This is a genomic window from Paracoccus sp. R86501, from assembly GCF_042466435.1.
In the GTDB taxonomy this organism is placed as follows: Bacteria; Pseudomonadota; Alphaproteobacteria; order Rhodobacterales; family Rhodobacteraceae; genus Paracoccus.
This window is the reverse complement of record NZ_JAXHPZ010000001.1, coordinates 2,368,067-2,392,083: the sequence shown is the minus strand read 5'-3', so window position 1 is coordinate 2,392,083 and position 24,017 is coordinate 2,368,067. Positions and strand designations below refer to the sequence as shown.

General features: G+C 64.0%; 24 protein-coding genes. 11 read left to right on the top strand and 13 right to left on the bottom strand.

Annotated features, from left to right (window positions below; all coding sequences use genetic code 11):
• Positions 1-11 precede the first annotated feature (11 nt).
• Both SJY40_RS11680 and SJY40_RS11675 read right to left on the bottom strand, forming a co-directional pair.
• Positions 12-1,334: a TRAP transporter large permease subunit gene (locus SJY40_RS11680; RefSeq protein ID WP_378946478.1), complete on the bottom strand. Its 1,323-nt coding sequence runs from the start codon at positions 1,332-1,334 to the stop codon at positions 12-14.
• Positions 1,324-1,836, bottom strand: coding sequence for a TRAP transporter small permease subunit (locus tag SJY40_RS11675; RefSeq protein WP_378946475.1), 513 nt, complete (start codon positions 1,834-1,836; stop codon positions 1,324-1,326). The genes SJY40_RS11680 and SJY40_RS11675 overlap by 11 nt, the downstream gene beginning before the upstream one ends.
• Before the next feature lie 150 nt (positions 1,837-1,986).
• Between SJY40_RS11675 and SJY40_RS11670 the strand changes: the two genes are divergently transcribed.
• Positions 1,987-2,265, top strand: coding sequence for a DksA/TraR family C4-type zinc finger protein (locus tag SJY40_RS11670; RefSeq protein ID WP_378946473.1), 279 nt, complete (start codon positions 1,987-1,989; stop codon positions 2,263-2,265).
• A 45-nt stretch (positions 2,266-2,310) separates the two neighbouring features.
• Here SJY40_RS11670 and SJY40_RS11665 read toward each other — a convergent pair whose 3' ends face one another.
• The 4 genes from SJY40_RS11665 to SJY40_RS11650 all read right to left on the bottom strand — a co-directional run bounded on the left by SJY40_RS11665 (position 2,311) and on the right by SJY40_RS11650 (position 5,416).
• Positions 2,311-3,282: a beta-ketoacyl-ACP synthase III gene (locus tag SJY40_RS11665; RefSeq protein WP_378948410.1), complete on the bottom strand. Its 972-nt coding sequence runs from the start codon at positions 3,280-3,282 to the stop codon at positions 2,311-2,313.
• Positions 3,282-4,391 carry a phosphate acyltransferase PlsX gene (plsX, locus tag SJY40_RS11660; RefSeq protein ID WP_378946470.1) on the bottom strand — a complete coding sequence of 370 codons (1,110 nt, stop codon included), beginning with the start codon at positions 4,389-4,391 and terminating at the stop codon, positions 3,282-3,284. The genes SJY40_RS11665 and plsX overlap by 1 nt, the downstream gene beginning before the upstream one ends.
• Positions 4,392-4,412: 21 nt before the next feature.
• Entirely contained in the window at positions 4,413-4,619 is a 207-nt protein-coding gene (gene rpmF / locus SJY40_RS11655; protein ID WP_108500401.1) for a 50S ribosomal protein L32, read from the bottom strand.
• A 257-nt stretch (positions 4,620-4,876) separates the two neighbouring features.
• The gene (locus tag SJY40_RS11650; protein ID WP_378946467.1) at positions 4,877-5,416 is read right to left on the bottom strand and encodes a YceD family protein; all 540 of its coding nucleotides are present in this window, start codon (positions 5,414-5,416) and stop codon (positions 4,877-4,879) included.
• Between the two features lie 170 nt (positions 5,417-5,586).
• Between SJY40_RS11650 and SJY40_RS11645 the strand changes: the two genes are divergently transcribed.
• The gene (locus tag SJY40_RS11645) at positions 5,587-6,036 is read left to right on the top strand and encodes an outer membrane protein assembly factor BamE (RefSeq protein ID WP_378946465.1); all 450 of its coding nucleotides are present in this window, start codon (positions 5,587-5,589) and stop codon (positions 6,034-6,036) included.
• A gap of 22 nt (positions 6,037-6,058) precedes the next feature.
• On the opposite strand, the gene SJY40_RS11640 is transcribed toward SJY40_RS11645, so the two are convergent.
• Positions 6,059-7,069, bottom strand: a complete 1,011-nt coding sequence (locus tag SJY40_RS11640; RefSeq protein WP_378946463.1) for a serine hydrolase domain-containing protein — start codon at positions 7,067-7,069, stop codon at positions 6,059-6,061.
• Positions 7,070-7,186: 117 nt separating this feature from the next.
• On the opposite strand from SJY40_RS11640, the gene SJY40_RS11635 reads away from it, so the two are divergent.
• Together SJY40_RS11635 and SJY40_RS11630 are read left to right on the top strand one after the other, a co-directional pair.
• Positions 7,187-7,930, top strand: a complete 744-nt coding sequence (locus tag SJY40_RS11635; protein WP_378946461.1) for an SseB family protein — start codon at positions 7,187-7,189, stop codon at positions 7,928-7,930.
• 61 nt (positions 7,931-7,991) lie between these two features.
• On the top strand, positions 7,992-8,702 hold the full coding sequence (locus SJY40_RS11630) for a CDP-alcohol phosphatidyltransferase family protein (protein WP_378946458.1): 711 nt from the start codon (positions 7,992-7,994) through the stop codon (positions 8,700-8,702).
• 6 nt (positions 8,703-8,708) lie between these two features.
• Here SJY40_RS11630 and SJY40_RS11625 read toward each other — a convergent pair whose 3' ends face one another.
• From SJY40_RS11625 to SJY40_RS11610, 4 genes are all read right to left on the bottom strand, one after another.
• Positions 8,709-8,903 carry a hypothetical protein gene (locus tag SJY40_RS11625; RefSeq protein ID WP_378946456.1) on the bottom strand — a complete coding sequence of 65 codons (195 nt, stop codon included), beginning with the start codon at positions 8,901-8,903 and terminating at the stop codon, positions 8,709-8,711.
• A gap of 115 nt (positions 8,904-9,018) precedes the next feature.
• Positions 9,019-10,296, bottom strand: a complete 1,278-nt coding sequence (gene fucP / locus SJY40_RS11620) for an L-fucose:H+ symporter permease (protein WP_378946454.1) — start codon at positions 10,294-10,296, stop codon at positions 9,019-9,021.
• Between the two features lie 133 nt (positions 10,297-10,429).
• Positions 10,430-11,974: an alanine/glycine:cation symporter family protein gene (locus SJY40_RS11615; RefSeq protein WP_378946452.1), complete on the bottom strand. Its 1,545-nt coding sequence runs from the start codon at positions 11,972-11,974 to the stop codon at positions 10,430-10,432.
• A gap of 34 nt (positions 11,975-12,008) precedes the next feature.
• The gene (locus tag SJY40_RS11610) at positions 12,009-12,443 is read right to left on the bottom strand and encodes a universal stress protein (protein ID WP_378946450.1); all 435 of its coding nucleotides are present in this window, start codon (positions 12,441-12,443) and stop codon (positions 12,009-12,011) included.
• A 423-nt stretch (positions 12,444-12,866) separates the two neighbouring features.
• Between SJY40_RS11610 and SJY40_RS11605 the strand changes: the two genes are divergently transcribed.
• From SJY40_RS11605 to SJY40_RS11575, 7 genes are all read left to right on the top strand, one after another.
• Positions 12,867-14,429: a 2-isopropylmalate synthase gene (locus SJY40_RS11605; protein ID WP_378946447.1), complete on the top strand. Its 1,563-nt coding sequence runs from the start codon at positions 12,867-12,869 to the stop codon at positions 14,427-14,429.
• Positions 14,430-14,641: 212 nt separating this feature from the next.
• Positions 14,642-15,676: a rod shape-determining protein gene (locus tag SJY40_RS11600; protein WP_072296401.1), complete on the top strand. Its 1,035-nt coding sequence runs from the start codon at positions 14,642-14,644 to the stop codon at positions 15,674-15,676.
• A gap of 6 nt (positions 15,677-15,682) precedes the next feature.
• On the top strand, positions 15,683-16,621 hold the full coding sequence (gene mreC / locus SJY40_RS11595; RefSeq protein WP_378946444.1) for a rod shape-determining protein MreC: 939 nt from the start codon (positions 15,683-15,685) through the stop codon (positions 16,619-16,621).
• Positions 16,618-17,139 (top strand): rod shape-determining protein MreD, encoded by a 522-nt coding sequence (locus SJY40_RS11590; protein ID WP_378946442.1) that lies wholly within the window; start codon positions 16,618-16,620, stop codon positions 17,137-17,139. The genes mreC and SJY40_RS11590 overlap by 4 nt, the downstream gene beginning before the upstream one ends.
• A gap of 13 nt (positions 17,140-17,152) precedes the next feature.
• Positions 17,153-19,099: a penicillin-binding protein 2 gene (mrdA, locus tag SJY40_RS11585; protein ID WP_378946439.1), complete on the top strand. Its 1,947-nt coding sequence runs from the start codon at positions 17,153-17,155 to the stop codon at positions 19,097-19,099.
• Positions 19,100-19,106: 7 nt separating this feature from the next.
• On the top strand, positions 19,107-20,246 hold the full coding sequence (rodA, locus tag SJY40_RS11580) for a rod shape-determining protein RodA (RefSeq protein WP_378946437.1): 1,140 nt from the start codon (positions 19,107-19,109) through the stop codon (positions 20,244-20,246).
• 4 nt (positions 20,247-20,250) lie between these two features.
• A complete protein-coding gene (locus tag SJY40_RS11575; protein WP_378946434.1) occupies positions 20,251-21,159 on the top strand; it encodes a 2-hydroxyacid dehydrogenase in 909 nt (302 codons plus the stop codon).
• Here the strand turns inward: SJY40_RS11575 and SJY40_RS11570 are convergent.
• Entirely contained in the window at positions 21,156-21,836 is a 681-nt protein-coding gene (locus tag SJY40_RS11570; RefSeq protein WP_378946431.1) for a DUF2062 domain-containing protein, read from the bottom strand. The two genes, SJY40_RS11575 and SJY40_RS11570, sit on opposite strands and share 4 nt — an antisense overlap.
• Before the next feature lie 31 nt (positions 21,837-21,867).
• A complete protein-coding gene (locus tag SJY40_RS11565; RefSeq protein ID WP_378946428.1) occupies positions 21,868-23,982 on the bottom strand; it encodes a RelA/SpoT family protein in 2,115 nt (704 codons plus the stop codon).
• Between the last annotated feature and the right edge of the window lie 35 nt (positions 23,983-24,017).

Below are 24,017 nucleotides of genomic sequence, written 5' to 3'. Positions count from 1 at the left end.
GGGTGAAAATATCAGCCGTACAGAACGGCAGGCAGCCATGTGACCAGCGCCGGGAACAGGATCATCATCGCGCACATCAGCAGGACCAGCCCGATGAAGGGCAGGACGCCCATGATGATGTCGGCGGTCTTGATCTCGGGCGGGGCGATGGCGCGCATGTAGAACAGCGCATAGCCGAAGGGCGGCGACAGGAAGCTGGTCTGCAGCACGACCGCCATCAGGACGACGAACCAAAGCGGATCGATGCCCATTTCCCCGACCAGCGGCAGGAAGATCGGGAAGGACAGCAGCACGATGCCCGTCCAGTCCAGGAACATCCCCAGAATGAAGACGACCAGCAGCATGACGGCGATCAGCGTATAGGGATCATCGGCCAACCCGCGGATCAGGTCCTGACTGGCGCGCAGACCGCCGGTGATGTTGAAGACACCGGTGAAGGCCGTGGCCCCGATGACGATGAACAGGATCATGGCGCTGGTGCGTCCGGTTTCCGTCAGCGCGGAATAGAAGGTTTTCCATTTGAAGCGCCCGCGCATGATGACGATCAGCAGGGCCAGCACGGCACCGATGGCGCTGGCCTCGGTCGCGGTGGCGATACCGGCCAGCAGCGACCCCAAGATCCCAAGGATCAGGATCAGCGGCGGCACCGCCTCTATCAGCAGCATGCGCCACATGGCACCGCGGCTGATCTTGTCGGCGTCCGCGACCTTGGGGGCCCATTCGGGTTTGAACCACGCGATGACGGCGACATAGGCCGCATACATCACGCCCAGCAGCATGCCCGGAACCATTGCGCCCGCAAACAGCTGGCCGACCGACAGGCCCGGCGCATAAGAGGCCATCAGGATCAGCATGATCGACGGCGGGATCAGGATGCCCAAACAGCCCGATGCCGCGATCAGACCCGTCGCCAGCCGCTTGTCATAGCCGTATTGCAGCATCGGGCGCAGGGCCATCATGCCCATGACGGTGATGGATGCGCCGATGATCCCCGTCGTTGCGGCCAGCAGGATCGAGATGAAGACGACCGCCAATCCCAGCCCGCCGGTGACGCGGGACATCAGGTGGCGCAATGCCTCGAACATGCGGTCGGTGACGCCGCTGTCGGACAGAAACCGCGCCATCAGCACGAACAGGGGAATGGCGATCAGGACGTAATTGTCCAGCACATCGCCGAAGATGCGGTTGATGACGATGCCCAGCACCATCGGCTTGCCCGCGATCAGCGCGCCCAGAACGGCCGTTCCGCCCAGAACCATCGCCAGCGGATGACCCATGAACAGGCCCAGCAGCAGCAGGCCCGACATGATCAGCGCAATCGTTTCACCCGACATCATGCGGCTCCAGATGTTCGGCCCGGTTCAGGACCAGTTTCAGAACCTCGCTGACGCCTTGGATCAGCAGCAGGACGGCGGCCACGAACATGGCCATCTTCAGCGGATAGACGGGCAGCTGCACCGCGCCATAGGTCAGTTCGCCCTGACGCCAGGACGTGATCGCAAAGGACCAGCTGCGGGTGGCAAAGACCCATGCGAAGGGAAAGAAGAAGATCAGATAGCCCGCGATCTCGACCAGGCGGCGGGTCAGGCCGGTTAGATGCGAGGTGACCAGATCGACGCGAACATGGGCCTGATGACGCAGCGCGTAACCACCCAGCATCACGAAATAAAATCCGTAAAGCTGCTTGGTGACATCGAAGGCCCAACGTGTCGGTTGCCCCAGCACATAGCGCATGAAGACGTCATAGATGATCATGGCGGCAAAAATGAGCGCGATGACAGAGACGATCCGTCCAACGATCTCATTTATACCGTCGATCAGACGGATAATCGGCAAATTATGGACCCTCCCCAAAGTCGCGGGCGCGTTTTTCTGCACCTGCACGGGGTAGTGTTTCCAATGCTCACGCGGGTGTCAACTGCATCGCGGCATTTGCAACCGGCAGGGGCAGTCCCCATTTGTCTTGCAGCAGAATAGGAGACGATCATGGCTGGAGGTTGGGCCCACGACGGCGCCGTCAATGAACAGATCGAAATCAGCACTGCGGAAGCGGTTGCACGCGCGCGGCAGAACGCGGCACGGCGGGCCGCGCAGGGCGACAGCGCGGAATTCTGCGCCGAATGCGACGAACCCATTCCCGAGGCGCGCCGTCAGGCTTTGCCGGGGGTCAAACTGTGCATTGAATGTCAGGGCGGCCATGACAAATCGCGCCGCGTCGCGGGCGGGATAAATCGTCGTGCCAGCAAAGATGCGCTGCTGAAATAAAAAACGGCCCCGCGAAGGGCCGTTCATGTCGTCCGGTCGTGCCGTTTACCAGCGCAGGACCACCGAGCCCCAGCTGAGACCACCGCCGATCGCCTCGGTCACCAGCAGATCGCCCTGCTTGAAGCGGCCCTGCAGATTGGCCACCGACAGTGCCAAGGGGATGGATGCCGCTGAGGTGTTGCCGTGATCGGCGACGGTCAGCACGACCTTCTCCATCGGCAGGCCCATCTTATGGGCAGTCGAGGTGATGATGCGCAGGTTTGCCTGATGCGGGACCAGCCAATCGACGTCCTTGTCGGTCAGCCCGGCCTTGCCCAAGGACGTCGCCGCCGTCTTGGAAAGCTTTTCCACCGCGTGGCGGAAAACCAGGTTCCCTTGCATGCGCAACTGTCCTGCGGTGCCGGTCGAAGATACGCCGCCATCTACGTAAAGCAGATCGCGATGCGTGCCGTCGCTGTTCAGATCCGCCGCAAGGATGCCGCGATCATCGCTGGTGCCAGCGGCGTCCTGCGCTTCCAGCACGACAGCGCCCGCGCCATCGCCGAAGAGCACGCAGGTGCTGCGGTCGGTCCAGTCCATGATGCGGGAAAACGTCTCGGCTCCGATGACCAGAATGCGCTCGGCCATGCCGGCGCGGATCATCGCATCGGCATTGGCCAGTGCAAAGACGAAGCCTGCGCAGACGGCCTGCACGTCATAGGCAAAGCCGCGCTTGATGCCCAATCCCGCCTGAACCATCGTTCCCACCGAGGGGAAGGTCAGATCCGGCGTGGATGTCGCGACGATGATGCCGTCGATCTGGTCGGCGGCAATGCCCGCGTTCTCCAGCGCCGCGCGGGCGGCACGGATGCCCAGATCGCTGGTGGTCTGACCTTCGGCGGCGAAGTGGCGACGTTCGATCCCGGTGCGGGACCGGATCCATTCGTCGCTGGTGTCCAGCCGTTCTTCGAACCAGCTGTTTTCCACGATGCGTTCGGGCAGATAATGTCCGCTGCCCCGGATGACCGAACGTCGAATCAAGACGATGCTCCTGTCTCGGCCGCGCCGGACGAGGCTGCTGCACTCTGGGCGACGCGGGCGGCCAGACGGTCCTGAAAGCCCGACTTGGCCAGCGTAAAGGCCAGCTTGATCGCGGCGGAGACCCCCGTCGCATCGGCAGAGCCGTGCGATTTCACGACGGTGCCATTCAGGCCAAGGAAGATCCCGCCGTTCACACGGCGCGGATCAATGCGTTTCTGCAAACGTTTCAGCGAGGTCATCGCCAGAACGGCGGCGAATTTCGACATCACGGAATTCGAAAAGGCGTCCTTGAGGAACGCACCGACCAGCTTGGCAGTGCCTTCGCCGGTCTTCAATGCGACATTACCTGTGAAACCGTCGGTGACGATCACATCCACGCGCGTCGAGGGCAGATCACCGCCTTCAACGAAGCCGACATAGTCGAAGTTGCCGTCGCGTGCCGCCTGTTCGATCAGCTCGTGCGCCTGCTTCAGTTCCTGACGGCCCTTATGTTCCTCGGTGCCGACATTCAGCAGGCCGACCCGCGGGTTTTCCAACCCAAGGCCGTTGCGGGCATAGGAAGTGCCCATCAGGGCGTATTGCAACAGGTCATGCGCGTCGGCGCGAATGTCGGCGCCCACGTCCAGCATGATGTTGAAACCCTGCGGGTTCAGCGATGGCCACAGGCAGGCGATGGCAGGGCGATTGACACCCGGCAGCTTGCGCAGCCGCAACATCGACAGCGCCATCAGCGCACCGGTGTTGCCACAGGACACGGCGACTTGCGCCTCGCCCTGCTTGACCGATTCGATGGTCGACCACATCGACGTGCCAGCGCCTTTGCGGACGATCTGGCTGGGTTTGTCGTCCATCGTGACGACCGATTCCGTGTGACGGATGTCGCAGCGACCTTCCAGCGACTTGCGGCGGGCGATCAACCCACGCAATTCGGCTTCATCGCCATGGACGATGAAGCGAATTTCGGGGTTCTTGTCGGCACTTTCGGCCATGCCCGCGACCACGACCGATGGGCCGCGATCGCCGCCCATGGCGTCAACCGAAATCACCACGCCACCCTTGTCATCCAAGGGGTGCGAGGGGTTTGTGGTCGCTGCTTCGTCGATCATATGGATCCGGCGCGGGCCCTATCAGGCTGCGTCGTCGTCCAGGTCGATCTCGCTGGCCTGCGCGACGACTTCGCGGTCGGCATAATGGCCGCAGGACGGGCAAACGTGATGCGGACGCTTCAGTTCGCCGCAGTTCGTGCATTCATTCGGGTTGCCCGCAACCAGGGCATCATGCGCGCGGCGCATGTTACGCTTCGAGCGGGTTACGCGATTCTGAGGGACAGCCATGTCACCACCTCGAGTTGTCAGGGTGCGGCGCCGAAACGCAGGAACACCGTGGATTTGAATTCGTAAATGAACCGCGCAGATACGGCATCACGGCCGCGCCCGCAAGCCCTCGTGGGGGTGCCATGGGGCGAATTGCGCAGGGTCACGGGCCAAATAGCCCCATATTCGCGGTCAGACAGGGTGCGCCGGGCGTTTTGCGGCGGCGCTGTGGCCCCCGTGCCACGCCTGCGCCGCCCCGATGTCATCCCCGGCGGGGATCAGGATTCGCCGTCGTCCTTCTTCAGCAGCTGATCCAGCCCCGCAAAGGGGCGGCGGGTGTCGGGGGTGGGTTCCGCTGCGACATCGGGGGCCACGACATCCAGACGCGCACCCTCGGCACGGGGGTATTCGGGCAGGGCAAGGCTGAGCGCCTCGACCATGATGGCGGTCAGGTCGATGAAGTTACCAAGCGGTTCAAGGGTCTCGTCCAGCATCTCGGCCTCTTCGGCGTTAACATCGGGCATATGCGGGGTAAAACGGATGCGGACATCTTCGGCGATGTCGCTGCGTACCGGCTTCAGCGTCACCACGCAGGGCTGGATCACGCGGGCCTGCAGCTTGCCGGTCAGCAGCCAGCCGTCGCGGCCTTCGGCGCTGACCTTGCCTTCAAAATTCAGGCGCGACAGCCCGTCCAGTCCAAGTTCGGTGGCGATATCGGCGCGGGGCTGGTCACCGGGGCGCAGATGGAAGGTGGTCGCCGTATTCGGGTTCAGATGCGCGACGCGCAGGCGTTGCGGATGCGATTCGGGGGCGGTCATGGGGGGCCTCGGGGGTTCGTGCGGGAATTGTCGTGCGGATGCGGCGTAGCTTTGGCGGGCAGGCTGCGCAATGCAGCGACCCGCCCCGCCGATTGATATTCTTGAGCAGGGTGCCCGAGTTTGCTAGGCAGGGCGAGCCGCGTCAACCGCCCCAAGGAGGGAACCTGCCCATGACCGCCATCAGAAGCCTGATGACACTGGCGTTTCTTGCCGTCCTCGGGCTTGCCGCCTGCGCTCCGGTCTATCGCAACCACGGATATGTGCCACCGGAGCTGGATCTGGCGCAGGTCGTCGTGGGGCAGACCACCATGGATGAACTGCCCGGATTGATCGGACGCCCTTCGGCGCAGGGTCTGCTGACCGGGTCGGGCTGGTACTATGTCGGATCGCGCTGGCGCCGCTATGGTCCCGCCCCCTCGCAAGAGGTCGAGCGTCAGGTCGTCGCCGTATCCTTTACCCCCACGGGCGTCGTCAGCAATGTCGAACGCTTCGGGCAGGAACGTGGCCGCGTCGTCACCCTGTCGCGCCGCGTGACCGAGGGCAGCATCACCGAGGTGTCGTTGATCGGCCAGCTGCTGGGCAACCTGGGCAACTTCCAGGCGGGCGACTTCGTCGACTGATGACCAAAGGGGCGCGCGCCGTTCAGATGGCGCGCACCACGCTGTCGGCCAGTCGGTTCAGACTGATTCGATATCCGTTGTCCGCCGACGGCTGATCGGGGTCCGATGTCATGGCGATCGCCACGGCGGGGCGCGTCAGCGTCGCGGGCATCACGTAAAGCATCTGACCGCCGTATCCCCATGCACAACGCGCGGGCCTGCTGCCGATGCGGGTCAGGAACCAGCCGTATCCATAGCCCTGTCCGGTAAAGACCGAGGTCGTGCGTCGTTGCCAGCTGTCGTGCAGCCATGATGCCGGAATGACCTGACGGCCCGCCGCCTTGCCCTGCCGCGCGCAGCAGGCGCCAAAGGCCAGCAGCGACCGCGTGGTCATCGCCATCTGGTTGCCGCCCATATAGATGCCCTGCGGATCACGGTCCCATCCGGTGATCCTGAACCCCGGGATCTGTCCCAGCCAGTCGCGGGCCACATCCAGCAGCGGCCGTCCCGTCACCCGCGTCAGGATCGCCGCCACCAGATGCGTCGAGGCGGTCGAATATTGCATCCGCCCGCCCGGATCCTGCGTGAAGGGTGCGGCCAGCGCCGCGCGGACCCAATTGCCGCTGCCGACCCATCGCCCATAGTTCGGACCCGACTGGCGTTCCAGACCCGCCTGCATGGACAGCAGTTGGCCGATGGTCACCTCGGCCAGACGCGGATCGGGATCGGCGGGCAGGTCGGACCGCAGCAGGGGCGCGATCTTCTGGTCCGGTCCCTCCAGCAAGCCCTTGCCGATGGCGATGCCCGCCAGCGCCGAGATGATAGATTTCGAGGCAGACTTGATGTTTGTCGGATTGTCCGGGGTAAAGCCGTGATAGCCTTGGGCCGCGACCTCATGGCCGCCGTCGTCGTCGTCGCACCAGATGGCGACGTTGCGCAGCGCCTGCAGCTGTTCGGCCTGATCCAGAATGGGGCCAAGCCCGGCCTGGGCAAGATTCGGGGCCGCCAGAACGGGCGCCAGTGCGGCGGTCAGGATAAGTGTGCGTCGGTTCATCCAAGGAATATGGTCGGATTTTTGCACGCGGCGCAATCATGCAATATCCTTGCGGGACTTGTTCCGCCCCCGCCGCGCGATTAGGGCAGGGAAAACCCCAACCCGAGGGCCTTTGCGATGACCGCTCTGGATGATCTTGCCACCGTTCCCTTCCACGACGCCGATGCGCCGCAGCGGGCCCGCATGCTGTCGCGACTGGCCGATACCGAAGTTTCGGTCGCACTGATGCGCGAGCCTCTGCGCGATCAGGTCGAACTGAAGCTGTTCGAACTGGAAGGGGCGCGCATGGCAATCGCCTGTGACGGCGAAGACCGGCTGGCGGATTTCTTTGGTCAGGCGGTCGCCTATGCCGCAATGCCGGGGCGGGTGCTGGCGTCGCTGCTGAAGGCCGACGGGGCGGGGCTGCTGGTCAATCCGGGCCATCCCTCGCAGATGATGCTGGATGCGGCGACGCTGGACTGGCTGACCGGCGCGCTGGAAAGCGCCCCGCACGAGGATGAGGCCCGCATGCGTCTTGTCACCCCCGATGCCAGCACGGTGGCGGTGCTGTCCGGACCGCTTGGTGACCGGCTGGCCGACATGCGCGGGCTGATCGCGGGCGCGGCGCTGGTGGGGGTCGCGGGGCAGGACGGGCAGGCGGCATCGCACCTGCTGCTGATCTCGGGGGCGCCGGCCGATCGGCAGGCCGCCATCGCCAAGGCCCTGTCCGAGGCGCTGGCCTTCCTGCCCCCGCAGCCGGGCGGCATCGACATCAGTTTTGCCGAAGCCGTCGCCCCCTCGGGCGCGCTGATCTTTGACCTGACGCTGCCCGAACCTGTGGTGGCCCCGCCCAAACCCAAGGGGCCGCCGATCCTGCGCTAAGCGCCCCCGCGGCGCGCCCTGTGCGGTTGCACCGCGTTGCGCAACCTGCGACAACCTGCGCATGCAGATCCAACACAAAGCCCTGTCCGTCCATCTTCTGACCGCTACGGGCGCGGTCCTGTCCATGCTGGCCATGCTGGCCGCCGCCAATGGCGAATGGGCGCTGATGTTCCTGTGGCTTGTCGTGGCCTTCGTGGTCGACGGCATCGATGGCCCGCTTGCACGTCGCTATGACGTCAAGACGAACTTCCCCGCCTATGACGGGGTGCTGATGGATCTGATCATCGATTATCTGACCTATGTCTTCATCCCGGCTTTCGCGCTGTTCCAGTCGGGACTGCTGTCGGGCTGGACGGGATGGTTCGCCAATGTGGTCATCGTCTTCGGCAGCGTGGTCTATTTCGCGGATACGCGGATGAAGACCAAGGACAATTCCTTTGCCGGCTTCCCCGGCTGCTGGAACATGGTCGTGCTGGTGCTGTTTGCCACCGAGCCGCATTGGACGGTGATTCTGGCCATCGTGACCGCACTCAGCATCGCGATGTTCACGAACATCAAGTTCATCCACCCCGTCAGGACCGAGCGTTGGCGCCCCGTGTCGCTGACCATAGCCATTTTGTGGGTGTTGTTCGCGGGGCGTGCGGCATGGGTCGATTTCCATCCGTCAAGCTGGGCGATCTGGGGGTTGGTGCTGACGTCCGTGTGGCTGTTGCTGGCAGGTGCGGTGCAACAGCTGGTCCCGCAAAAGCGGCAGGACAAGCGTCAGGCCTGAGTTGTCTCAGGCCTGGGCGGGTTGCATGCGGGTGCGGCTGCGTGCAGCCAGGCGCTTGCGCAGACGGCGCAGCGTGGGGAAGGCGGCGTTCAACGCGCCGATCTCGTGGGGCAGCAGCATGAAGCGGCGACCTTGCGGGCTTTTCTGCGCTATCAGACGCTGGCCTTGTGCCGAATTGTAAATTCCGAACTGTCCAAGCATGGGGCGTTCCTTTCGTTTCAGGTTCCCCCCTAATGTTGGCGCTATCGGTGGTGGGGACAAGCCGGATAACGGACAGGTCCGCCTTGCACTCACCGCATGGCGGAACGCGCAGGGATCACCCTGCGCGGTCACCCGATTTCAGGTCGAAAAGGCCATATCCCGCGACAACCAGGAAGCACAGGCCCGGCACCACATAGGACACGGCCGCGCCATAGACGTCCATCACCCCGCCATGCACCAGCGGCATCACGGCACCGCCAAGGATAGCCATGACCAGCCCCGCCGAGCCGAACTTGGTGTCGGTGCCAAGGCCGTGCAGCGCAAGGCCGTAGATGGTCGGGAACATCAGCGACAGGCAGGCCGACAGGGCGACCACGGCCCAGACACCCAGGATGCCGGGTCCGCTGGCGGCAAAGAAGCACAACGCCGTGCCCGCAAGCGCCATCACCATCAACAGCAGCGCCGGACGCACCACGCCCATCAGGCCGACCATCACGAAGCGCGAGATCAGGAAGACGATCAGGCTGGCCTGCAGATACCAGCCGGCCTGCGCCTCGCTGCCCTGCAGTGATTCCATCACGTATTGGATGGTGAAGGTCCAGACGCAGGTCTGGGCGGCGACGTTGAAGAACTGGGCCGCGACGCCGAAGACATAGTGGCGGTTCGACAGCAGGCGGCGCAGCGTGGCGCGGAAATGCACCGGCGTGTCGTGTTCCTCGACCTGTTCGTAATGGGTGGGCATGCGCTTGAACGCGATGGCGACCCAGATGGCCAGAAGCACGAAGGCGAAGCCCACATAGGGAACCATGACGGCCTGCAACTCGGCCTGCTGGACGGCGCGCAGGGCCTCGGGGGCCATGGCGGCACGATCATCGGCGGACGCGGTGTTCAGCTGGGGCAGAATCAGCGTTGCGGCCAGAAAGACGCCGATGTTGGTGCCGACCGGATTGAAGGCCTGCGCAAAGTTCAGACGGCGCGTGGCGTTGTCCTCCGGTCCCATCGCCATGACGAAGGGGTTGGCCGAAGTTTCCAGAATCGACAGGCCACCGGCCAGCAGGAACAGCGCCAGCAGGAAGAAGCCGAAGGTCATCGCATGGGCGGCCGGATAGAACATGAACGCGCCAAGGATCGCGCAGCCCAGTCCGGTCAGGATGCCGGTGCGATAGGAAAAGCGGCGGTTGATGAAGGCCGCGGGCAGGGCCAGCAGGAAATATGCGCCGTAATAGGCAAACTGGACGAACGAAGCCTGCAGCGTCGACATCGAGAAGACGCGCGAAAAGACCTGCACCAGCGGGTCGGTCATGTTCGCGGCGATGCCCCATGCGGCAAAACAGGTCACCAACAGGGCGAACGGCAAACGCATCCCCTGATAAACGAAGCTGTGTTTGGTCACGTGCCGATCCTCTCTCTCGCGTGCGATGCGTCGCGTCCTGCCACATATTCGCAAGGGGGGCCACTGGGGATCGCATCAAAAAAGGGGCGGGCGCCATCAGCGCCCGCCCCGGTTGTGGTCAACTGACGGCCGGTCAGTCGTACTTGCGGATCTCGCCCGCTTTGAGGCGACCCAGATAGCGCGACATCTCGGCCTTGACGATCGGCATCAGCAGATACAGCGCCAGGATGTTGACGACGGCCATGGCAAAGATCGCCGCATCCGAGAAGTCGATGACCGGGCCCAGACCTGCCGAAGCGCCGATGATGACAAAGATGCAGAAGATGATCTTGAAGATCAGTTCCTTGGTCTGGCCTTCGCCGAAGAGGAACGTCCATGCCTTCAACCCGTAATAGCTCCAGGAGATCATGGTCGAGAAGGCGAACAACACCACAGCGACGACCAGGATATAGCGGAACCACCCGAACGAGCTGCTGAACGCCGCCGAGGTCAGGGCCACGCCGCTGTTGTCGCCGACGGTGCGGATCGCGGTGCCGGCCTCGTTCAGGACGAACATCCCGGTTTCGGGGTCGGTGACCAGCTGGCCGGTGATGATGATGACCAGCGCCGTCATGGTGCAGATCACGACGGTGTCGATGAAGGGCTCCAGCAGCGAGACGAAGCCCTCGGTGACGGGTTCCTTGGTGCGCACGGCGCTGTGGGCGATGGCGGCCGAACCGACGCCCGCCTCGTTCGAGAAGGCGGCGCGGCGGAAGCCTTGGATCAGCGCGCCGATGGCACCGCCGACGACACCGTCATTGGTGAAGGCGCCGGCGAAGATCTGGCCGAAGGCAGAACCGATCATGTCATAGTTCATGGCGATGATGATCAGCGCCGTGCCGACATAGAGCGCGGCCATGAAGGGCACGATCTTCTCGGTCACGCTGGCGATGGATTTCAGACCGCCGACGATGACCAGGAAGACGATGACCGCCATGACGACGCCCGTGATCCAGCCGGGATAGTCGCCCACGACATTGATGATCTGGGCATGCGCTTGGTTCGACTGGAACATGTTCCCGCCACCGAACGACCCGAGGATACAGAAGATAGCGAACAGAACGGCCAGAATCTTGCCGCCCGGCATGCCGCGTTCGGCAAAGCCTTTGGTCATGTAATACATCGGACCGCCCGAGACGGTGCCGTCCGCGTATTCATTGCGGTATTTCACGCCAAGCGTACATTCGGTGAACTTGGTCGCCATGCCCAGCAGACCCGCCAGAATCATCCAGAAGGTCGCGCCCGGACCGCCGATGCCCACGGCCACCGCGACGCCCGCGATGTTGCCAAGACCCACGGTTCCCGACAGGGCGGTCGTCAGCGCCTGGAAGTGGCTGACCTCGCCCGCGTCATTGGGGTCGGAATAATCGCCCCGCACCAGAGCGATCGCATGGCCGAAGAAGCGCAGCTGCACCAATCCGAAGTAGATGGTGAAGATGATCGCCGCGATCACCAGCCAGCCGACGATCCAGGGGAAGTTTGTCCCCGGAAAGTTGGAAAATATCAGGCTGACGAACCAGCCTGTCGAATTGGCGAAGACCGTGTTGATGGTCTCGTCGATCCCCTGCGCGGCGACGGGTCCTGCGGCCAGACTGGCCGCCATGCCCGCCGTCATCAGCGCCTTCGTGGAATGTTTCATGATATGGATGTCCTTGGTTGATGACGCGCTGGCTTCAGGGGACGATGACGACCGGCACCGGCGCGACCTGCGCCAGCGTGGCTGCGACCGATCCGAAGATGCGGGTGGCAAAGCCCGAATTGCCCATCCGGCCGATGAAGATCATGGCGACATCGGCGTCCTTGGCGACGCGGCACAGCGTTTCGGCGATATGGCCGTATCGCATGGTGGTTTCGAAGGGGATGCCGGCTTCCTCCATGCGTTTCATCACGGGACGCATGACGGCTGTTTCCGCGCGCAGCAGTTCCTCCTTGCGGCGACGATGGCGTTCTTCCAGCTCGCTCGGGGTCAGAAAGCTGTAGGGCGACCATTCCAGAACATGGGCGATCAGCAGGCTGTCGCCCTGCGCCTGCGCCCGGGTGATGGCGAAATCAAGCGCCCGCAGCGATGCATCGCTGCCGTCGAAACCGACGACCAGTTTGCGTGACATCTTACCCTCATCTGTTGGATTTCGTTTCTTTATGTCGGTGCTGAAAGGATAGGCACAGCTTTTCGTCAGGGCCAGAGAAAATGTAGCGATACATCTTTGCCGCCCTTTACCCACCGGTCCGATGCCCGCACTTCGGGCAGGGCCGCAGCGCAGCGGGCAGGGTACAGCCGGGGCATCCGCGAATTTTTGGCTTTCCAATCGCGGGTCGGCCCTGCATATTCGCCCCATGATCCGGAAGCACCAAATCGCCGCCGCCATCCTAGCGCCCCAAGGGGCGCTTCCGGCCGTGCATCTCCGTGGTCTGTTGCGTCTTACGCTGCGCTGAGCGGGTCGTCCGGGCCGCCGCTCAGTCAGGTTCATGGTCCGGGTTCATCCCAAGACATGCATGACGCCCGATGACGGGCCGTAAGAAAGACCAGACAGATGACCGACAACAACCGCGTCGTAATCTTTGACACCACGCTGCGCGACGGCGAGCAATCGCCCGGCGCCACGATGTCCCATGCCGAAAAGCTGGAAATCGCCGGCATGCTGGACGAAATGGGAGTCGATGTGATCGAGGCCGGCTTCCCCATCGCATCCGAAGGCGATTTCGCCGCCGTCTCCGAGATCGCCAAGATGGCCAAGACCAGCACCATCTGCGGCCTTGCCCGCGCCCAACTGCCCGACATCGACCGCTGCTGGGAGGCTGTGAAGCACGCCAAAAGCCCGCGTATCCACACCTTCATCGGCACCTCGCCGCTGCACCGCGCCATTCCCAATCTGGACATGGACCAGATGGCCGATCGCATCCACCAGACCGTCACCCATGCGCGCAACCTGTGCGACAACGTGCAATGGTCGCCCATGGACGCCACGCGGACCGAGCATGATTATCTGTGCCGCGTCGTCGAAATCGCCATCAAGGCCGGTGCCACGACGATCAACATCCCCGACACAGTCGGCTATACCGCGCCGCGTGAAAGCGCCGAGCTGATCCGCATGCTGCTGGAACGTGTGCCGGGCGCCGATGACATCATCTTTGCCACGCATTGTCACAACGACCTTGGCATGGCGACCGCCAATTCGCTGGCCGCGGTCGAAGCGGGCGCCCGCCAGATCGAATGCACCATAAACGGTCTGGGCGAACGCGCCGGCAACACCGCGCTGGAAGAGGTCGTGATGGCCATGCGGGTGCGCAACGACATCATGCCCTTCCAGACCGGCATCGACACGACCAAGATCATGGGCATCTCGCGCCGCGTGGCGTCGGTGTCGGGTTTCCCGGTCCAGTTCAACAAGGCCATCGTCGGCAAGAACGCCTTCCTGCACGAATTGGGCATCCATCAGGATGGCGTGCTGAAAAACGTCGAGACCTTCGAGATCATGCGCCCCGCCGACATCGGCCTGACCGAAAACAACATTGCGATGGGCAAGCATTCGGGGCGCGCAGCCCTGCGCGCCAAGCTTGCCGATCTGGGATACGAGGTTGGCGACAACCAGCTGAAGGACATCTTTGTCCGCTTCAAGGCGCTGGCCGACCGCAAGAAAGAGGTCTTCGACGAAGACATCATCGCGCTGGTTCTGGATGCCGCGGCCAACACGCAGGACGATCACCTGCAGGTCAAGCATCTGCGCGTTGTCTGCGGCAGCGACGGCCAGTCGGCGCAGCTGACCATGACCGTCGATGGCGTGGAAAAGCAGGCCGAAACCACCGGCGACGGTCCGGTCGATGCCTGCTTCAAGGCTGTCCGCCAGATCTTCCCGCATGAAGCGCGGCTGCAGCTGTACCAGGTGCATGCCGTGACCGAGGGCACCGACGCGCAGGCCACCGTCAGCGTCCGGATGGAGGAGGAGGGCCGCATCGTCACCGGTCAGGCCGCCGACACGGACACGATTCTGGCATCGGTCAAAGCCTATATCGGTGCGCTGAACCGGCTGATTCTGCGCCGCGCCATGACCGCGCAGGGCAGCGACGCCAAGCAGATCAGCATGTATTCGCATTGATCGGCCACGGCCCGGACACCTGCGGTCCGGGCCGTTTCGTTCCGCGCAAGAAGCCGCCATTGCCGTGTTTTGTATGCATCGGGGCTTTTCGCCTGCGGGACAGGGTTCTATACGGAGCCAAGCCTGCAGGGGCGATTCAGGGCTTTTTATGGCCCAAAGACTGATTTCAAAGCAGGGCAGGCCGGGCCAACCGGCGCGAAAAGGATACGGGCATGGCATTCGGCGGTTTGTTTTCGACCGACATCGCAATCGACCTCGGGACGGCGAACACGCTGATCTATGTCAAGGGCAAGGGCATCATCCTGAACGAGCCCTCGGTCGTGGCCTATCACGTCAAGGACGGCAAGCGTCAGGTTCTGGCGGTGGGCGAGGACGCCAAGCTGATGCTGGGCCGCACGCCCGGCAGCATCGAGGCCATCCGCCCGATGCGCGAAGGCGTCATCGCCGATTTCGACAGCGCCGAGCAGATGATCAAGCACTTCATCAAGAAGGTCTTCAAGCGCACGACGTTTTCCAAGCCCAAGATCATCGTCTGCGTGCCCCACGGCGCCACGCCGGTTGAAAAGCGTGCGATCCGCCAGTCGGTCCTGTCCGCAGGTGCCCGCAAGGCCGGCCTGATCGCCGAACCCATCGCCGCGGCCATCGGTGCGGGCATGCCCATCACCGAACCGACCGGCAGCATGGTCGTCGATATCGGTGGCGGCACCACCGAAGTGGCGGTCCTGTCGCTTGGCGACGTGGTCTATGCCCGCTCGGTCCGGATCGGTGGCGACCGGATGGACGAATCGATCATCAACTATCTGCGCCGCAACCAGAACATGCTGATCGGTGATTCGACCGCCGAGCGCATCAAGACCAGCATCGGCACTGCCCGTATGCCCGACGATGGCCGTGGCGCGACGCTGATGGTGCGCGGCCGCGACCTGCTGAACGGTATCCCCAAGGAAATCGAAGTCAGCCAGGCCATGATCGCCGAAGCCCTGACCGAGCCGGTTCAGGCCATCTGCGAGGCCGTGATGGTCGCGCTGGAAGCCACGCCCCCGGATCTGGCCGCCGACATCGTCGATCGCGGTGTGATGCTGACCGGTGGCGGCGCGATGCTGGGCGAACTGGATCTGGCGCTGCGCGAGCAGACCGGCCTGTCGATCAGCCTTGCCGACCAGCCCATGAGCTGCGTCGCACTTGGCACCGGCAAGGCGCTGGAGTTCGAGAAGCAGTTGCGCCACGTCATCGACTACGACAGCTGATCGCTTATGGCCCGCAAGGGACCAGATTTCGCGACCCCGGTCCGGCGCGTCCTGATCGCGCTGATGGCGCTTGCGCTGTTGGCGCTGTTCCTGTTCTGGCGCATCGACAGTCCGCGCGCCGAACAGATGCGCACCGCGATGATCGACCGGATCGTGCCGCGTTTCGAATGGGCCTTGGTGCCGGTGACCCGCGTGTCCGAAATGGTCGCGGGCTTCCAGAGCTATGCCCGGCTTTACGAACAGAACCAGGAATTGCGCCGCGAACTGCAGCGCATGTCCGCCTGGAAGGAAGCCGCCGTCCAGCTGGAACAGGAAAACAGCAAGCTGCTGGCCCAGAACAACGTCCGGCTTGATCCGGCGCTGACCAGCGTGACCGGCGTGGTGACGATGGACAGCGGCTCGGCCTTTCGCCAGTCGGTGCTGCTGAACGTCGGCGCGCGTGACGGCATCATCGAAGGCTGGGCCACGATGGACGGCCTTGGGCTGGTGGGGCGCATCGCGGGCGTGGGTCAGCGGACCAGCCGCGTTGTGCTGCTGACCGACCCTTCGTCGCGCATCCCGGTGGTGGTCCAGCCGACGGGCGAACGGGCGCTGGCCACGGGCGACAACACGCCGCTGCCGGTGCTGGAATTCATCGAATCGGGCGACAACGTGCGGCCGGGCGACCGGATCGTCACCTCGGGCGATGGCGGGGTCTTCCCGCCGGGGCTGCTGGTGGGGCAGGTGGCGCAGGGTGCCGACGGGCGGATGCGCGTGCGCATGGCCGCCGACTATGGCCGACTTGAGTTCCTGCGCGTCCTGCGGTCCCATCCCGCCGAGGCCGTCGTTGATACCACCGCCGTCATCCGCCGCGGCCCCGAAGGCTTTATCGGCCCCATGCTGCCCGACAGCCCCGTCGAGGCCGCATCCGCCACCGATGCGCTGGATCCGGGCACCTCGCCATGATCCAGTTGCCAAGCCGCAGCTTCGTGACCGGCACGGCAGTCTTCCTGCTGTCGGCGGCGGTCCTGCTGTTCATCCGCCTACTGCCGCTGAAGGGCGGCATCATGGGATGGCCCGGTCCCGACATGATGCTGGCGCTGATCCTGGCTTGGGTCCTGCGTCGTCCCGACCAGCTGTCCGCCCCCGTCATCGTCGCCGCCGTGTTGATTGAGGACGTCCTGCTGATGCGCCCGCTTGGGCTGTGGACTGCCTTCGTTCTGATCGGCAGCGAGGCTGCACGAGTTCGAGAGCACCGTTGGCGCGACCAGCCATTCATGGTTGAATGGTTGCGGGTGACCACCCTGATCGGTCTGATGATGCTGGGAAACCGTCTGGTCCAGATCCTGTTCGTGCTGCCGGTCCCGGCGCTTGGTCAGGTGATCCTGCAGTTTCTGGCGACCGTGCTGGTCTATCCTCTGGTGATCTTTGTGGCGCGCTGGTTGCTGGGCCTGCGTCGTGCAGGTCGCCCCGAGGGAGCGTAAGAAGGGTTCCGGGATGAAAAAATCGCAACGTGATATCGTTGACAGCAACCGTGGCATCACGCGACGGGGCCTGCTGCTGGCAGGCATCCAGATCGGCACCGTGACGACGCTGGCGCTGAAGATGCGGTCGATGCAGCTGGATCATGCCGATGAATACCGGATGCTGGCGGATGGCAACTCGATCAAGATCAGACTGCTGCCACCGTCGCGCGGGCTGATTCTGGACCGCACGGGCCTGATCATCGCTGGCAACGAACAGAATTACCGCGTGACCCTGACACGAGAGGAATTGGGCGGCGACGTCGAGCCGGTTCTGCGGCGGCTGGCGCAGCTGATCCCGATCAGCGATGCCCGGATGGAGGAATTGCGCGACGAATTCTCCAAGCGCAGCGCCATTACCGCCATCGTGCTGGCCGACCGCCTGTCGTGGGAACAGTTCAGCACCATTGCGGTCAATGCGCCGTCCCTGCCGGGGGTGACGCCGGAATCCGCGCTGTCGCGGGCCTATCCACGCGCAGGCGATCTGGCGCATGTCATGGGCTATGTCGGGCCGGTGTCCGATTACGATCTGTCGCGGATCGAGGACCCCGATCCCGTCCTGCGGCTGCCCGACTTCCAGTTGGGCAAGATCGGCGTCGAGGGCCGGCTGGAGGAGGTCCTGCGTGGCAAGGCCGGCGCCCGCCGCGTCGAAGTGAACAGCACCGGTCGCGAAATGCGCCAGCTGTCGCGGCAAGAGGGCGAACAGGGCGCGACCGTGCAGCTGACCGTCGATGCCAAGCTGCAGAATTACTGCGCGCAGCGTTTGGGTCAGGAAAGCGCCGCTGCCGTGGTCATGGATTGCCATACGGGCGAACTGGTGGCGATCAGTTCGTCGCCCAGCTTCGACCCGAACAAATTCGTGCGCGGGATTTCGACGACCGATTACCGCGGGCTGATGGATCACGATCATCGTCCGCTGGCCGACAAGACGGTGCAGGGTGTCTATCCCCCCGGTTCGACCTTCAAGCTGGTGACCCTTCTGGCGGGGCTGGAGGCCGGGGTGATCAATTCCGGCAGCCGCTTCTTCTGTCCGGGCTATACCGAACTGGGCGGTCGCCGCTTCCACTGCTGGAGCAGGGGCGGGCACGGCACCGTCGATGCGGTGAAAAGCCTGCAGGAAAGCTGTGACGTCTATTACTACGAACTGGCGCAGCGGGTGGGCATCGACCGCATGGCGATCATGGCGCGCAAGCTGGGCATCGGGGTGAAACACGACCTGCCGATGTCGGCGGTGTCCGAAGGGATCGCCCCGGACCGCGCATGGAAGCAGGCTCGCTATGATCAGGCGTGGCAGATCGGCGACAGCCTGAACGCCTCGATCGGGCAGGGCTATGTGCTGGCCTCGCCCTTGCAGCTGGCGGTGATGACGGCGCGTGTCGCATCGGGGCGCAAGATCGATCCGCAGCTGATCCGGTCGGTCGATGGCGTCAAGAAGCTGCCGACGGAGTTTCCGCCGCTGGACATCAGCGAGGCCTCGTTGAAGGTGGCGCGCGCGGGCATGGACGCGGTGATGAACAGCGCCCGCGGCACCGCCCGCAAGGCCCGGATCGAGCGTGAGGAATGGCGCATGGTCGGCAAGACCGGCACCAGTCAGGTCCGCAACATCACCGCCGCCGAACGTGCCCGCGGGGTGATTTCCAACGACCAGCTGCCGTGGGAACGTCGCGACCACGCGCTGTTTGTCTGCTATGCCCCCTATGATGCGCCGCGCTATGCCGTGTCGGTCGTGGTGGAACATGGCGGCGGCGGATCGACGGTTGCGGCCCCCATCGCGCGCGACATCCTGCTGTTTGCGCTGAACGGAGGCCTGCCGCCGCTGGATTCCGTCCCCTCGAACCAGCGCGCCGCCATGGAAGAACGTCACAACGCCATGCAGCTTTACACGCCCGAGGCCCCGCGCCCCGGCCGCAGCCGCGCCTGAGGGGCCCATGTCATATCTGGACTATAAGGTCGCACAGGTCCCCACCGGGCTGCGCAAGGTCTTCTTCATCAACTGGCCGCTGGTCCTGTTGATCACCGCCGTCTGCTGCATCGGGTTCCTGATGCTCTATTCCGTGGCGGGCGGAGAGATCGAGACATGGGCCCAGCCCCAGATGTACCGCTTTGCCGTGGGCATGGTCATCATGCTGGGGCTGGCCTTCGTGCCCATGTGGTTCTGGCGCGGGATATCCGTGTCGGCCTATGTGGTCTGCTTCCTGCTGCTGGTGGCGGTGGATCTGTTCGGTGCCATCGGCATGGGCGCGCAGCGCTGGATCGACATCGGCCCCATCCGTCTGCAACCGTCCGAGTTGATGAAGATCTCTCAGGTTTTGCTGCTGGCGGCCTATTACGACTGGCTGGACCTGAAGAAGGTGTCGCGCCCGCTGTGGGTGCTTATCCCGGTGGTGCTGATCCTTGCGCCGACGGCGCTGGTGCTGATGCAGCCCGACCTTGGCACCTCGATCATGCTGATCACCGGCGGAGGCATCGTGATGTTCGCCGCGGGGGTGTCGCTGTGGTATTTCGGCGTGGTCGTCGGCGCGGGCGTCGGCGCCGTCTATGCCGTGATGCAATCGCGCGGCACCGACTGGCAGCTGCTGAAGGAATACCAGTTCCGCCGCATCGACACCTTCCTCGACCCCACCGCCGATCCGCTTGGCGCGGGCTACAACATCATCCAGAGCCAGATCGCCTTGGGCTCGGGCGGTTGGTCGGGGCGCGGCTTCATGCAGGGCACGCAGTCGCGGCTGAACTTCCTGCCCGAAAAGCACACCGATTTCATCTTCACCGTCCTGTCCGAGGAGTTCGGCTTTATCGGCGCCTTTTCCCTGCTGGCGCTCTATATGCTGATCGTCGGGTTCTGCCTCTATTCTGCGCTTTCGAACCGCGACCGTTTTGCCAGCCTGATCACCATCGGCATCAGCGGCACGTTCTTCCTGTATTTCGCCATCAACATGGCGACCGTCATGGGGCTGCTGCCGGCCAAGGGCTCGCCCCTGCCGCTGGTCAGCTATGGTGGCACGTCGCTGATGATCCTGATGCTGGGCTTTGGTCTGGTGCAATCGGCCCATGTCCACAGACCGAGGTGACGCCATGAAAGTCCGCTTTTCCGCATCCCCCGCAGCCTGGGACGAATGGGCACCGGCCCTGCGCGCCATCGATCCGGGGATGGACCTGCACCGTGACGGTGACCCGGCCAGCTTCGACGCGATCATCTATGCCCCGGGCGGCGATATCACCGATTTCACCCCCTATGTGAACGTCCGCCTGATCCAGAGCCTCTGGGCAGGGGTCGAGCGGATCATCACCAACGACACCCTGACACAGCCTCTGGCGCGGATGGTCGATCCGGGGCTGGCGCAGGGCATGGCGGAATACTGCACGGGCTGGGCGATGCGGGCGCATCTTGGCATGGACGGCTATGCTCAGGACGGTACATGGCGCAACGGCCAGATCCCGCCACTGGCGACGGAACGCACAGTCACCATCCTTGGCATGGGTGAGCTGGGCAAATCCGCGGCGGCCATGCTGGGGGGCGTGGGGTTTTCGGTCACGGGGGTCAGCAACTCGGGGCGGGCGGTGCCGGGGATCGCCATGCATCCGCTGTCCGGACTGGATCAGGTGCTGGCAGGATCACAGATCCTGATCTGTCTGCTGCCCGACACACCCGTTACGCGAAACCTGCTGGATGCCCGCAGGCTGGCCCTGCTGCCCAAGGGGGCGTGGATCATCAATGCGGGTCGTGGCACGCTGATCGATGATGATGCCCTGCTGCAGGGGCTGCAGGGCGGTCGCCCGGCCCATGCGGTGCTGGATGTGTTCCGGACCGAACCGTTGCCCCGCGACCACCCCTTCTGGTCGCATCCGGGCATCACCGTGACCCCGCATGTCGCCGCCGACACCCGCCCCGCGACGGCTGCGAGGGGCGCTGTGGACAACCTGCACCGCGCCATGTCAGGGCAGCCGGTCGCCAATCTGGTTGATCGCAGCAAGGGGTACTAAGGCCGGGGCGGCGTGTCGTCCTTGTCCAGCAGCGCCGCCGCGCGTTGCAGCGCCAGCGCCGCGGCCCGCTGCGAGGCACGCTCGATCCGGTCGGCCATCTTCTTTTCACGCCGCCTCTGATAGGCGCGGAAGACCGGCACGGTCACGTAATGTACCCCGACCGAGACGACCAGCCCCAGGATCGTCCCGCCCACGACATAGGGCCAGAAGATCTGGAAGAAGAAATCATGCAGCATGTTCCAATGCGCGACCTTGGGTCCGAACATGGAATGGATGTTGTGCCAGATTTCGCCGGTGGCGCGGGAAAATTCCCGAAAGATGAAATGCGGTGACAGATCGCCCTTAAGTCCCAGAATGTGACGGCCCACCGCGGTCGAGGCGAAGGCGATGAAGGGCAGCGTCACCGGATTGCCGATGAAGGTCGCCAGCAGGGCCGCAAGGATGTTGCCGCCGATGATCCAGGCCGTCGCCGCCGCCGACAGGAAGTGGAACCCGAAAAGCGGCGTGAAGGATACGAAGACACCCGCTGCCACGCCGCGCGCGATGCGATGCGGCTGGTCGGGCAGGCGGCGCAGGCGGTACATCACGTACCTTGTGGCCCGACGCCATCCGCCGCGCGGATAGATCATCTCGCTGGCGATCTGCCCGTAGCTGCGCGGTTTGCGTCGTTTGAACAAGTGACACCCGATCTGTGATGGCCCGCCGGCCTTAGGGTTTCAGCGCAGGATCGCGGATACGTTCGACATGGGCGACATCGCTTTCCGCCTCGAGCGCGGTCAGCAGGTTGTGCAGATGTTCGTGGTCCCGCAACTCCAGATCGACCTCGATGCGATAGAAATCCGACTTGCGCGTGATGAATTCCAAGTTCGAGATATTCGCCCCCTGCGCCCCGATCAAGGTGCAGATGCGCCCCAGCACGCCCGCGTCATGCCGGATGGTCAGATGCAGCATGCTTGAATAGGCGGCGGGATGGCGGCCTTCGCGCCATTGCAGGTTGACCCAACGGTCGGGGCTGTCTTCGAATTCGGCCAGAACCGGGCAGTCGATGGCATGGATGACCACGCCCGCCCCGCGATAGGTGATGCCGACGATGCGTTCGCCCGGCAGCGGGTTGCAGCAGGGGGCGCGCTTGAAATTGGCGTCAGCCTCCAGACCGGCGAAGGGGCGTTTGCTGTCGATTTCGTCGTGGTGATCGGCCAGTTCGGGATAGAGGACGCCCAGAACCTCTTTAGCAGAGTTTTCGGCGCTGCCGATGCGGGCCAGCAATTCTTCGGCGGATGGCAGGCCCATCTGCTTGGCGGCGGTGCGCAGCGCCTTGTCGGTCACCTTGCGCCCGACATGTTCGAAACTGACGCGGACCAGTTCACGCCCCAGGCGAATGAAGCGGTCGCGGTCTTCTTCGCGCAGGGATCGCCGGATCGCGGCCTTGGCCCGACCCGTGACGACGATGTCCAGCCACGTCATCTGCGGGCGTTGGCCGCTGGCAGCGATGATGTCAACCGACTGGCCGTTGCGCAGGCGGGTCCACAGCGGCACACGGATGCCGTCGATCTTGGCGCCCACGCAGGAATTGCCAAGCCGCGTGTGGATGGCATAGGCGAAATCGATGGGTGTCGCGCCGCGTGGCAGCTGCATCACGTCGCCCTTGGGGGTGAAGCAGAAGACCTGATCCTGATACATCTCCATCTTGACGTGTTCGAGGAATTCGTTGTGATCCTCGGTGTCGAAGCGGTCGTTCAGGCTGGCGATCCATTCGGCGGGATCGACGGCAAAGGGATTGCGGGTGCGGACGCCGTCGCGATAGGCCCAATGCGCCGCGACACCGGCTTCGGCGACCTCATGCATCTGGCGGGTGCGGATCTGGATTTCGACCCGCTTGCCGTCACGCCCCGAAACCGTCGTGTGGATCGAGCGGTAGCCGTTCGATTTGGGCTGGCTGATGTAATCCTTGAACCGGCCCGGCACGGCGCGCCAGCGGTGGTGGATGACGCCCAGCACGCGATAGCAGTCCATTTCGCTGCGGGTGATGATGCGAAAGCCATAGATGTCGGACAGCCGCGAAAACGCCAACTGCTTTTCCTGCATCTTGCGCCAGACGCTGAAGGGCTTTTTCGCGCGCCCGAAGACGTCGGCATCGATGTTTTCGCGTTCCAGTTCCGCACGAATATCGGCCGTGATCTGGCCGATGATGTCGCCGCTGTCTTTCTGCAGGCTGACGAAACGGCGGATGATCGAACTGCGGGCTTCGGGGTTGATGACCTTGAAGGCCAGGTCCTCCAGCTCCTCGCGCATCCACTGCATGCCCATCCGGCCTGCCAGGGGGGCATAGATGTCCATCGTCTCGCGCGCCTTCTTGACCTGCTTGTCGGGACGCATGGACCGGATGGTGCGCATGTTGTGCAGCCGGTCTGCCAGCTTGACCAGGATGACCCGCATGTCGCGCGACATGGCCATGAACAGCTTGCGGAAGTTCTCGGCCTGCTTGGACTGGGTGCTGGACAGTTCCAGGTTGGTCAGCTTGGTCACGCCATCGACAAGCTCGGCGATCTCGGGGCTGAACATGCCCGCGACCTCTTCCTTGGTCGAGCGGGTGTCCTCGATCGTATCGTGCAGAAGGGCGGTGATGATGGTGGCATCATCCAGCCGCATTTCGGTCAGGATGGCAGCGACGGCGATGGGATGGGTGAAATAGGGTTCGCCGGAATGGCGGAACTGGCCCTCATGCATCCGCATGCCATATTCATAGGCGTCGCGGATCAGGGCGGCATTGCTGCGCGGGTTGTAGTTTCGCACCAGGGCAAGCAGATCCTCGACGTCAATCATGATAGTGTCGAAGACCTCGTCTGCCCTGTGCTTTC

Excerpts from the sequence above, each read along its gene's own strand:
- SJY40_RS11680 (WP_378946478.1), bottom strand. The coding sequence starts at position 1,334 with ATGTCGGGTGAAACGATTGCGCTGATCATGTCGGGCCTGCTGCTGCTG.
- SJY40_RS11670 (WP_378946473.1), top strand. The coding sequence starts at position 1,987 with ATGGCTGGAGGTTGGGCCCACGACGGCGCCGTCAATGAACAGATCGAA.
- plsX (WP_378946470.1), bottom strand. The coding sequence starts at position 4,391 with ATGATCGACGAAGCAGCGACCACAAACCCCTCGCACCCCTTGGATGAC.
- rpmF (WP_108500401.1), bottom strand. The coding sequence starts at position 4,619 with ATGGCTGTCCCTCAGAATCGCGTAACCCGCTCGAAGCGTAACATGCGC.
- SJY40_RS11650 (WP_378946467.1), bottom strand. The coding sequence starts at position 5,416 with ATGACCGCCCCCGAATCGCATCCGCAACGCCTGCGCGTCGCGCATCTG.
- SJY40_RS11645 (WP_378946465.1), top strand. The coding sequence starts at position 5,587 with ATGACCGCCATCAGAAGCCTGATGACACTGGCGTTTCTTGCCGTCCTC.
- SJY40_RS11640 (WP_378946463.1), bottom strand. The coding sequence starts at position 7,069 with ATGAACCGACGCACACTTATCCTGACCGCCGCACTGGCGCCCGTTCTG.
- SJY40_RS11635 (WP_378946461.1), top strand. The coding sequence starts at position 7,187 with ATGACCGCTCTGGATGATCTTGCCACCGTTCCCTTCCACGACGCCGAT.
- SJY40_RS11630 (WP_378946458.1), top strand. The coding sequence starts at position 7,992 with ATGCAGATCCAACACAAAGCCCTGTCCGTCCATCTTCTGACCGCTACG.
- SJY40_RS11625 (WP_378946456.1), bottom strand. The coding sequence starts at position 8,903 with ATGCTTGGACAGTTCGGAATTTACAATTCGGCACAAGGCCAGCGTCTG.
- SJY40_RS11615 (WP_378946452.1), bottom strand. The coding sequence starts at position 11,974 with ATGAAACATTCCACGAAGGCGCTGATGACGGCGGGCATGGCGGCCAGT.
- SJY40_RS11610 (WP_378946450.1), bottom strand. The coding sequence starts at position 12,443 with ATGTCACGCAAACTGGTCGTCGGTTTCGACGGCAGCGATGCATCGCTG.
- SJY40_RS11605 (WP_378946447.1), top strand. The coding sequence starts at position 12,867 with ATGACCGACAACAACCGCGTCGTAATCTTTGACACCACGCTGCGCGAC.
- SJY40_RS11600 (WP_072296401.1), top strand. The coding sequence starts at position 14,642 with ATGGCATTCGGCGGTTTGTTTTCGACCGACATCGCAATCGACCTCGGG.
- mreC (WP_378946444.1), top strand. The coding sequence starts at position 15,683 with ATGGCCCGCAAGGGACCAGATTTCGCGACCCCGGTCCGGCGCGTCCTG.
- SJY40_RS11590 (WP_378946442.1), top strand. The coding sequence starts at position 16,618 with ATGATCCAGTTGCCAAGCCGCAGCTTCGTGACCGGCACGGCAGTCTTC.
- mrdA (WP_378946439.1), top strand. The coding sequence starts at position 17,153 with ATGAAAAAATCGCAACGTGATATCGTTGACAGCAACCGTGGCATCACG.
- rodA (WP_378946437.1), top strand. The coding sequence starts at position 19,107 with ATGTCATATCTGGACTATAAGGTCGCACAGGTCCCCACCGGGCTGCGC.
- SJY40_RS11575 (WP_378946434.1), top strand. The coding sequence starts at position 20,251 with ATGAAAGTCCGCTTTTCCGCATCCCCCGCAGCCTGGGACGAATGGGCA.
- SJY40_RS11565 (WP_378946428.1), bottom strand. The coding sequence starts at position 23,982 with ATGATTGACGTCGAGGATCTGCTTGCCCTGGTGCGAAACTACAACCCG.